This window comes from uncultured Pseudophaeobacter sp., from assembly GCA_905479575.1.
GTDB lineage: Bacteria > Pseudomonadota > Alphaproteobacteria > Rhodobacterales > Rhodobacteraceae > Pseudophaeobacter.
Genome location: CAJQNB010000048.1, coordinates 1 through 7,272, shown reverse-complemented (window position 1 = coordinate 7,272; position 7,272 = coordinate 1). Strand labels below are relative to the sequence as shown.

7 protein-coding genes, 1 tRNA gene and 1 pseudogene are annotated in these 7,272 nt (G+C 55.3%); 3 read left to right on the top strand and 6 right to left on the bottom strand.

Annotation, left to right across the window (positions count from 1 at the left end):
- Nucleotides 1-130: 130 nt before the first annotated feature.
- From QZ268_RS13680 to QZ268_RS13660, 5 genes are all read right to left on the bottom strand, one after another.
- A complete protein-coding gene (locus tag QZ268_RS13680) occupies nucleotides 131-886 on the bottom strand; it encodes a hypothetical protein (protein ID WP_295453634.1) in 756 nt (251 codons plus the stop codon).
- Nucleotides 886-1,104: a hypothetical protein gene (locus QZ268_RS13675; RefSeq protein WP_295453632.1), complete on the bottom strand. Its 219-nt coding sequence runs from the start codon at nucleotides 1,102-1,104 to the stop codon at nucleotides 886-888. Before QZ268_RS13675 ends, QZ268_RS13680 begins: the two co-directional genes overlap by 1 nt.
- A 9-nt stretch (nucleotides 1,105-1,113) precedes the next feature.
- Nucleotides 1,114-1,932, bottom strand: coding sequence for a hypothetical protein (locus QZ268_RS13670; protein WP_295453629.1), 819 nt, complete (start codon nucleotides 1,930-1,932; stop codon nucleotides 1,114-1,116).
- Between the two features lie 755 nt (nucleotides 1,933-2,687).
- A tRNA-Asn gene (locus tag QZ268_RS13665) sits at nucleotides 2,688-2,762 on the bottom strand.
- Nucleotides 2,763-2,831: 69 nt separating this feature from the next.
- Nucleotides 2,832-3,746, bottom strand: coding sequence for an MBL fold metallo-hydrolase (locus QZ268_RS13660; RefSeq protein WP_295453627.1), 915 nt, complete (start codon nucleotides 3,744-3,746; stop codon nucleotides 2,832-2,834).
- A gap of 127 nt (nucleotides 3,747-3,873) precedes the next feature.
- Between QZ268_RS13660 and QZ268_RS13655 the strand changes: the two genes are divergently transcribed.
- On the top strand, nucleotides 3,874-5,193 hold the full coding sequence (locus QZ268_RS13655; RefSeq protein WP_295453625.1) for an ATP-binding protein: 1,320 nt from the start codon (nucleotides 3,874-3,876) through the stop codon (nucleotides 5,191-5,193).
- 38 nt (nucleotides 5,194-5,231) lie between these two features.
- On the opposite strand, the gene speB is transcribed toward QZ268_RS13655, so the two are convergent.
- The gene (gene speB / locus QZ268_RS13650) at nucleotides 5,232-6,215 is read right to left on the bottom strand and encodes an agmatinase (protein WP_295453622.1); all 984 of its coding nucleotides are present in this window, start codon (nucleotides 6,213-6,215) and stop codon (nucleotides 5,232-5,234) included.
- Nucleotides 6,216-6,523: 308 nt separating this feature from the next.
- Here speB and QZ268_RS13645 point away from each other — a divergent pair, with 308 nt between their 5' ends.
- Entirely contained in the window at nucleotides 6,524-6,961 is a 438-nt protein-coding gene (locus QZ268_RS13645; protein ID WP_295453620.1) for a nuclear transport factor 2 family protein, read from the top strand.
- 142 nt (nucleotides 6,962-7,103) lie between these two features.
- A pseudogene (locus QZ268_RS13640) lies at nucleotides 7,104-7,272 on the top strand (IS3 family transposase); the annotation flags it as partial.

The following is a 7,272-nucleotide window of genomic DNA, read 5'->3' as shown; positions in this document are numbered from 1 at the left end:
AGACCACATTCGGCGCTCGGAAACCTGACGCCCAGAGAATTTGCTGAGAAAGGAACGATGGACAAACTGGCCGCGTAGGGCCATCAAACCAACCCCAAGGACTCTCCGCTAGGTGGAGGAAACTTGGGGCTCAGGTCACTTGCGGCGCGTCAGATGGCCACATGTATTGGCGTGCTTCCTGGTCAAAAAGATACGTAGCTTCTTTCGCTAAGCTGATCACTCTGTCGCGGTGTCCTTGGTCGCATAGGCGCTCCATGAGAACACCGGTGTAGTAAACGTGGCTACACTCATCGCTTATCAATCCGTCCATTATTTCTGACGCCTTAGATCGACTTGAGTCGTCAAGGCAGTGAGCCTCTATCATTGGTTTGGCCAACTTCAATTGCACCAAATTCCTGAACTCGCCGATGTTGATTTGCACCACTTCTAGGATCAATTCATTGAGGTCTAAGTCACGATCAACAGGAAGCGGGTAGTTGGCTCGTACACTCGCCTCTTCAAGTTCACTTTTCAACGAGGCCGAAATCGGAATGTCTGGAAACACAACATCATACAGCGCCAGAAAAACTCCGTTGTGCCGTATCTCATCTTCTGCATGTCTCAAGAATTTCTCTGGTAGGTTCAACGTGTCTTTAGGAGCGTCACGAGCAAGCCGAAGAAGTCGTTGTGCGCCAAAAGCCTCTTCCACTGAGTTGTTTAATTGCTGAGCTGCAAAGTGTTTTCTCTCGGATGCAATTGCTCGGAATTTTTCTCCATACTCATGCGTAACGTAGCATGGCTCGTGCTCACCATGTGCTTCAGTCAATACGTCAAAATAGAGGGTCAACATCGGTCGACCATTGATGTTACACCATTCCTTCAAAAAACTCTCATAAAACTCTTTCATCAGTCGCTTGCACTGTGTTTATCGGAAACGGCGTGCCAGCAATGCGGTGCAGCTCGAGCACCTGTCGAAAAGCTTTCAAGTTTGTTAATAACCAAGTTCTCACCATCGATATGGCCATCGATCTCGATTTTGATAGTCTCTCCCGACTTTTGGAGTTTCTCTATGGCATCTGCAAGTGGCTTGGGCAGCTCAAATGTAACTGTATTTTTTGTCGACATTTCTATCCCCTAGTTGAATTTAAAAGTTCGCGACTCCTCGCCCGATAACCCACGGTCAGGAACCTCACGCTTTCTGTCAATCTTTTTTGTGAGAGAACGGGACCGTGCGGGCAACTCTTCCCCACAATTGTTCAGTACGTACTTCTCTCCGGTTTTGAGTCCCACATAGGTGAATCCGTAGTCGGTCCTGCCAACCTCCGCTGAGAGCTGTTCGACTAAAACTAATGCTTGTCGAGGAACTATGTGATCAAGGATTTCAAGACTTTTTCTTGCGAACGCTGATGATTGATCGCAGGTTAGACTGCATGGAAAATGGCTAGTGACCCCAACATCTAAGAACCATCCAAATACATTCAACAGGGCGTCAAAGCGGGTAGCGCCTCCGTCGATGTGAGGCAGCAGGCTCATGTTATTTTGTTCGGCAAGGGCACGCAGGGCTACAAAGCGCGATGTGCAACAGTCTGGATAGCCCAACAACTGACCAAGATCATGGTCGTTGTGTAGATCGCTGGCATTTAGCGCCCGAAAACTCACGTCCTGATGACGAGATACAAAGATTGTAGCGTACTCGACTGCGTCTTTGTAATTGCTCGAACTGGAAGAAGAATACGTTCGCCGTTGGCCACTTGGGATGGCCAACTTAGAAAATCTCGGTGAAGCATATACTAAATTCAACGACTCCAAAAATGAACCGAAGTCGGAAAGCCTGTACCTGTTAAGCGTCAGCCGACAGCACGGTTTTAAGCCATTTGCGGTCAACATGAGGTCATTTGCTAACCTTGCGGATGACAACAACGAAAAAGCACGATTCCATGCAAAGCTATCCATGACGATAACATGCAATTTCTGCGCGATTTTTGGAAGCGTCTTCTAGATATCGACAGGTGGCCATAACGGTGCCCAACCCAATGCTTGGTTGGAGTGTTGAGGACTTAGGCCCCTAATTTATTCAGTGATTGGTAATCATAACCCTTTGATCGAATGTCAGAGGGATAGCTTGCTGGCTTACTTGCCTGCCTGTTGGCGGCACGATGCCTTGGACGCCAATTTGCGCCCGAGGACCCAGATGGGTGAACCAGCGACACGGACGATCCCGCCATTGCCTTCAATCTCCTACTCAAAGACGCAAGATGCGGCAAAGATGTTGGTTGCAGAGGCTCTTGAGGATTACCCACCGTCGCCGGATTTTTCGATGCGTGCCAACACGGTCAGGTTTCTGGTTGGCATGTGGTTCATCCAAGGCAGCATGTCCTTTCCCAGAGGTTGGGTAGCCATAAAAGACGGAATTTTTTGGCTCAACCTTCGGAGATCATCGCTGTGACAGTCCCTAATTGGCAGATCGGGCTCAATACTGCAGGACGCCTTGAACTGCACCGATCCACTCAGCGTAAGGAAAAGGGGAAATCTCTACGTCAATATGCGGGGGAGGAGAAAAAGCGTTTAAAGGTCGATAGTTAGCGCAAGCACATGGCACCGGGTCACAAATGATCCGAAAACACCGAACCGGACAGTGTTTTCTGTACTTATTCTGTGCTCGGAAAGAAAAAGGACTTAGCGGATGTGCGCTAAGTCCTTGAAATCTTTGGCTCCGGCGGTAGGGATCGAACCTACGACCAATTGATTAACAGTCAACTGCTCTACCGCTGAGCTACGCCGGAACGGTCCGTGCGATATAGCGGGGGCTCTGGGGGAGGTCCAGAGGGGAAATTCGTTTTCTTGAAAAAAACTCAAGCCAGAATTTGAAAGCTGCCCGTTTCCGTAAAGGCGCCGCAGGGTTCAACTATTGACCGGCCCGCCAGATCGACAAGATGGGCAAAGACATTGCGTTCAGCTGCTGGCAGCAGGGCGGCGGGTGTTTCCTGGTAGATCGCCCGCGCCAGTTCGGCCGGGGTGGCCGGGGCCTGGGCGAGACAGGCCAGAATTTCGGCTTCGCGGCCCTTGCGATGGTGGATCAGCCAGTCCAGCCGCTCTTGCGGGGCTGTCACTGCTGCGCCGTGGCCCGGGTAGAACACCCGCCATTCGCGGGCGCGCAGGCGGGCGCAGGAGGCCATAAAGTCGGTCAAATCGCCGTCGGGCGGCGAGACCAGCGAACTAGCCCAGCCCATCACGTGATCTGCGGTGAAACAGGCGTCGCCCAGGGCAAGGGCAATGTGGTTGCCCAGATGGCCGGGGGTGTGGATGACCTCAAGCTGCCAGCCTGCAGCGGACAGAATTTCACCGTCCGCAACGGTGATATCTGGCCCGAAATCACTGTCGATGCCTTCACCGCCGCTTGTCATCCCTGCGCGGACAAGGTCTTGCATGATCGCGCTGCGCCCGGCCTCGGGGCCACCAAAGCCATAGACCGGGGCGCCGCAGCGGGCAGAGAGCGCGCGGGCCAGGGGCGAGTGATCCAGGTGGCTGTGAGTGACAATGATATGGCTGATCCGCTGGCCGGGCAGGACGCAGGCCAGAATCGCCTCCAAATGAACCTGCATATCCGGGCCAGGGTCGATGACAGCCAGTTCGGTGGTGCCCACCAGATAGGTATTCGTGCCCCGATAGGTCATCGGTGAGGGGTTCGGGGCCAACAGGCGCCGCATACCGGGTTGCAGCTCTTCGGGATGGCCGGGGGCCGGGTTGAAATCGTCAGGAGCTTGCACGTGTTCTGCCTCGTCTCAGGGCTGCGTTTGGCGCGGCCTTTGGTGTCTTTGTCGGTAGAGGTCCGGCCAAACCGTAGCAGGGCCAACCTGTCTTCACACTTGTGGTTTGCGCCGTTAGTATTAGCCTATGTTCTTCCAATGGCTCAAACAATATCTGCCGCGCAGTCTTTATGCCCGTGCGGCATTGATCCTGATCATGCCTGTCGTTGCCCTGCAACTGCTGGTCACAATTGTCTTTATCAAACGCGATCTTGAGGATGTGACAACGCAGATGACCACAACGGTTCTGCGCGAAGTTTCCCTGCTGCGGCAACAGGCGGGCGAGACTGCGGATCGCGATCTCTATCTGCACCGGCTTGAGCCCTTTCTGGCGCCTTTGACTATGACAGCCCGGTTTGTGGAACAGGATGCGCCACGGCCACAGGATGAGCTTGGCTGGGATGAATTTTCTGGCCGGGTGGTGCGGGATAAATTGCGGCATGAACTGGAGGGATTTGTTGCGGTCAAATTTCCCGTAACCCGTGAGTTTTTGCTGTATCTTGACACCCCGGCAGGGATCCTGGAGCTGGGGGTGGATCGGCGTCGCCTAACCGCTGCTGCACCGCATCAGTTGATCGTTACCATGGTGTTCTTTGGGTTCTTGATGACGGTGATCTCCTTTGTTTACATGCGTAATCAGTTGCGCCCTATCAAGAAACTGGCCGATGTCGCCCAGGCCTTTGGCCGCGGGCGCAACCTGCCGTATTCGCCGCGCGGGGCAACCGAAGTCCGGGTGGCGGGCAGTGCCTTTCTGGATATGCGGGGGCGCATTGAACGCCAGATCGAACAGCGCACGCTGATGCTGTCCGGGGTGAGCCATGATCTGCGCACGCCGTTGACGCGGCTCAAGCTCAGCCTGGCGATGATTGACGAGGATGAGGCAGAACCCATGCTGCGTGATGTCAGCGAAATGCAGGCGCTGCTCGATGCTTTTCTGGATTTCTCGCGGGGCGCCTCCACTGGGGAGCCAGAGCCGGTGGATCCACAAAAACTGGCGGCTTCTGTGGTGGAAGATTGGCGGCGTCAGAACAAGGACGTGATGCTGGGAGAGTTGAGCGGTGCGGGTACGGTGCCGCTGCGGGCGCAGTCGATGCGCCGGGCCTTGGAGAATCTGATCTCAAATGCGGTACGCTATGGCACCCGGGCGCGGGTTTCTGTCACCCTGACAGAGAAATCCATGCGCCTGCGGGTCGAGGACGACGGCCCCGGCATTCCAGCGGCTCAGCGGGGCGATGCGGTGCGCCCCTTTGCCAGGCTGGATCCGGCGCGCAACCAGGAACTGGGCTCGGGGGTTGGGCTGGGCCTTGCCATTGTTGCCGATATTGCCCGCGCCCATGGCGGCATGCTGCGGCTGGGAAAAAGCAAAGAGCTTGGTGGTTTGCAGGCCGATATTGTCATCGGGCGCTAGCTGGCCGTTGATCGCGACGCCACAACTGGCGAGGAGTGTCAGCTTGGCTCGCTGTGCTCCTTGCGGGCATGGAAAATGAAACCGATGAAGTTGAGCAGCAGCTGCGCCGCCAGGATCTGAGTGCTTTCGCTGGGGTCATAGGCGGGGGCCACCTCGACCAGATCAATGCCCACCACATCGCCGCGTTGGGCCAGGCCCTGCAAGATCTCCAGCACATCGTAATAGAGAAAGCCGCCGTGACTGGGGGTGCCCGTGCCAGGCGCGATGGAGGGGCAGAAGGCATCAATGTCGATGGTCACATAGTAACGCGCGCCCTTTGGCAGGCGCTCCAGCACGGCTTGGGTGCCCAGTTTGCGGACTTGGCGCACCGACAGGATATCAGAGCCACGCGCCCGTGCATCGTCATAGCCGTCCTTGGCGGTCGACGAGACATTGCGGATGCCAAGCTGGGTCATGCCCGCGACGTAGTCTTTCTCGATGGCGCGGCGCATTGGGTTGCCATGGCCATTGGTGACGCCGTGCCTAGTATCAACAAAATCCAGATGTGCATCAATCTGCACCACATGAATCGGGCCATGTGCCGCGCAGTCCTCGGCAAAGGCATTGATACAGGGGATATTGATCGAATGGTCGCCACCGATGGTAACGGGCAGGGCGCCCGCGTTGAGGATGTTGCGGACGCCAAATTCGATATTGGCGTGGCTTTCTTCGGTTTTGGTGTGGATGATATCTGCGTCGCCAATATCGACCATCCTGACATCGGCGCCCAGATAGGTGGCGTCATCTTCGTGGTCATAGGCGCCGGTATGGCCAAAGCTGAACAGGGTCGACGCCTCGCGTACTGCCCGGGGACCAAAACGTGCGCCGGGGCGCCATTGGGTGCCAAAATCAAAGGGGGCGCCCAGAATGGCGACATCCGCATCAATCGCGGTCCAGTCGGCAACATAGGGGGATTTCCCAAAGGTGGAGATCCCCACAAAGGGAAGGTTCAACCGGCCTGCCTCATATCCATGGTCTGACACGCGTATCTCCTGTTGTTTTGTCCAATGTCACCAAGGATCATGGTAGACTTTATGTCCCGCGACCAGCCATCTTGGAACAGATGTGTTTACCCTGTGTCAGGCCGCAAAAAGAGTGTTGGTCGCGCCACAGTCCAGACGGGAATGCTGGCGTGTTACCCGTTCTTATTTATGAGGAAAATTGTTGTCTCTTAAGGTTTCAGTCATTGCTATTTAGCAAAACTGACTTCGCAGGTTTGTGCTTGGAGGCGTTGTCAATTACGTGTCCTTCTGCGAACGGTGCGAGAATGAGACTGGAATGCGATTACACTATGACTATGACCAAACGGGATGTCGTTGGACGGTGGTTTTCAGAGATTTGGGACGCTGGAAACCTATCCGCTTTGGACAAGCTGCTTGCGCCCTCCTTGGGAGAGGATGATCCGATTTATTGCGGCCTGGCGCTCCGCAAAGATCTGCCATTTCTGGCAGAGATGTTTGGTCGCCTGATGGGGCCGATGAAAACCGAAATTCTTGTTTATCTGGAAGACGGGGACTGGGTCAGTGTCTATTACAGAACCGTTGCTTCCGGCCCGGATGGCGACACCCCGATCAAGATTGAGAGCCTGTTGATGTTTCGCTTTGAGCAGGGGCTGATCGCTGAGTTGATCTCCAAAATTGACAGTCTAGCCCTATTTGAGCAACTGGGGCAGATGCCGCCCGATACCTTGTTGGGGTGTTTTTCCGGGCAGCGGCTGACCTGGAAATAACCATATGGCCGCAAGGCCCCCAAGAATGAGCGCCCTCAACATGATCGGCAGCATAATACCTGACAGAATGCTCAGGCTTTCTATACGATGGCGCAGGCCGCTTTGCGGCCTCTCGATCGCCGCCACCTCCGCCACTGGAATGCACGCCCGCCGCACCAAAGAATTCCTTTCGGATGGCCGCCGCTTTCGCATCTTGACCGTGGTGGATGACCACACTCGCGAGAACCTGGCTCTTGTGGCTGACACATCGCTGTCGGGCTTGCGGGTCACAAGGGAATTGGACCGGGTCATTTCCGAACGCGGGGCGCCGG

Excerpts from the sequence above, each read along its gene's own strand:
- QZ268_RS13680 (WP_295453634.1), bottom strand. The coding sequence starts at position 886 with ATGAAAGAGTTTTATGAGAGTTTTTTGAAGGAATGGTGTAACATCAAT.
- QZ268_RS13675 (WP_295453632.1), bottom strand. The coding sequence starts at position 1,104 with ATGTCGACAAAAAATACAGTTACATTTGAGCTGCCCAAGCCACTTGCA.
- QZ268_RS13670 (WP_295453629.1), bottom strand. The coding sequence starts at position 1,932 with ATGGATAGCTTTGCATGGAATCGTGCTTTTTCGTTGTTGTCATCCGCA.
- QZ268_RS13655 (WP_295453625.1), top strand. The coding sequence starts at position 3,874 with ATGTTCTTCCAATGGCTCAAACAATATCTGCCGCGCAGTCTTTATGCC.
- QZ268_RS13645 (WP_295453620.1), top strand. The coding sequence starts at position 6,524 with ATGACTATGACCAAACGGGATGTCGTTGGACGGTGGTTTTCAGAGATT.